The 1,567-nt window shown below is 59.4% G+C and carries 1 protein-coding gene; it reads right to left on the reverse strand.

Going from position 1 to position 1,567, the window contains the following annotated elements:
* Nucleotides 1-96 precede the first annotated feature (96 nt).
* Nucleotides 97-1,338 carry a glycoside hydrolase family 28 protein gene (locus tag DEO48_RS15355; RefSeq protein ID WP_181367016.1) on the reverse strand — a complete coding sequence of 414 codons (1,242 nt, stop codon included), beginning with the start codon at nt 1,336-1,338 and terminating at the stop codon, nt 97-99.
* Nucleotides 1,339-1,567 lie beyond the last annotated feature (229 nt).

Consider the following 1,567-nt stretch of genomic DNA (forward strand, 5'->3'; position numbering starts at 1 on the left):
AAAATAAGATCGGCGTGAGAGCGATATCAACGCAGTGTGGCTAATGCTTTCTGCTGTACCCTTTGCACTCCGCCAGCTGCATACCGGAAGACGACATTATGGTCTCCCGGTTTCCGGAAACGGCTCCCAGTCGCATTGCTGCGCCTGAATCGGGGGAGAGGCTGGTATACCAAGCGGGGCCGGGGATACGCCGCCATGGCCGACGTGGATCTGCGCATTTTCCACCTGCCATTGCGCACCGGCGCTGAAACGGACGCCATCCAGACTGACGGATACCGGGTGCAGGGGATCGTAGCCCTTTATCACCAGTTTGCCTTCCTCCCCACTCACCTGCCGGAGCCGGATAGCCCGATACACCGGGATGTCATGGCCTCTGGCATGGATATCGTAGCGGGTATCAATGTCAACGGGTCTGCGGTTGTGTCGCAGGCAGATGTTCTGGTAATCAACACGCTCCACCCGTCCCCCACGGCTGGGATCACTTTTGATGCGCAGTCCTGAGGTGGTGCCATCCAGCGTCAGGTCTTTTATCAGCACGTCACTGACACCACCCCGGGTTTCGCTGCCGACAGACATTCCGTGCCCGGCGTAGAGGTGATTGCTGAGAATGGAGAGGTACCGTGCCGGCCCGCCACTGCCGGCCTTGATGGCGATATTGTCGTCACCGGTGCGAATAAAACTATGGGCGACAGTGATATCCGATGATGAGATGGGGTCAATACCATCGGTATTGCGGGCGCTGGCCGGCGTGTCGATAGTGATACCCCAGACCGTTACCCCGGTGGACTGTTTTATCACGAGGTGAAAACCCGGCGCATTGCGTAAACGCACGCGGTAGAGCGTGATGTCGCGGGCGTGGTCTGCCTCAATCAGCCGGGGCACATTCTGCTTAAGCCCGGTTGCCTGGGCGCGCCGCGCAAGTGCCCACCAGGTCTCGCTGCTGCCGGTCATTGTCTGCCCCCCCTGTCCGTCAATGATACCGTCACCGACGATACTGCTGCCGGTCCCCGTGATGAGGATAAACGGACGGCAGCCCTCTCCCTGAGCGTCGAGCGTGCCGCAACGCTGCTGACCGCGATCATAAACCCGTGGATTGCGTGATGCCGCCAGTATGGCGCCCTTATCAAGCCAGAGCGAGACGCCATCAGGTATGCGCAGCGGGCCACTCGGGTAATAGCCTGCCGCCAGACGGACCGTGCTTCCGCGGTGGCAGTGGTTCAGCGCTGTCTGCAGGTTCTCCGCAGGTGGTGTCAGCGTGGTGCAGATTGCGCCGGGCAAAGTCGGCTCCGTCACATGGCGTCTATCTGCCGCCAGCGTGGTGTGACTCAGCGTTAGCATGAGCAGGGCTGGGAAAAGAAAACAATGGCTTACCTGCAGGAGTGCCGGCGAGTGGTATCCGGGGGCATGCGCAGTCGTCATGTTTTGCCTCGTTGTTACAGCCCGCAAGGGGACGTACCCGGGCAGTATATCGAATCAGGTGTGACGGTCAGTATTTTTTTACGACACCGGTAATGGTTATGAACGATAACCTACCGGAGTCCATTTCAATGAGTTACACCTGCGACCC

Source organism: Enterobacter sp. CGMCC 5087 (assembly GCF_003144775.1).
In the GTDB taxonomy this organism is placed as follows: Bacteria; Pseudomonadota; Gammaproteobacteria; order Enterobacterales; family Enterobacteriaceae; genus Enterobacter; species Enterobacter cloacae_M.

Bases quoted from the DNA above. Each gene is read 5' to 3' on its own strand.
- DEO48_RS15355 (WP_181367016.1), bottom strand. From the start codon at position 1,338: ATGCTAACGCTGAGTCACACCACGCTGGCGGCAGATAGACGCCATGTG.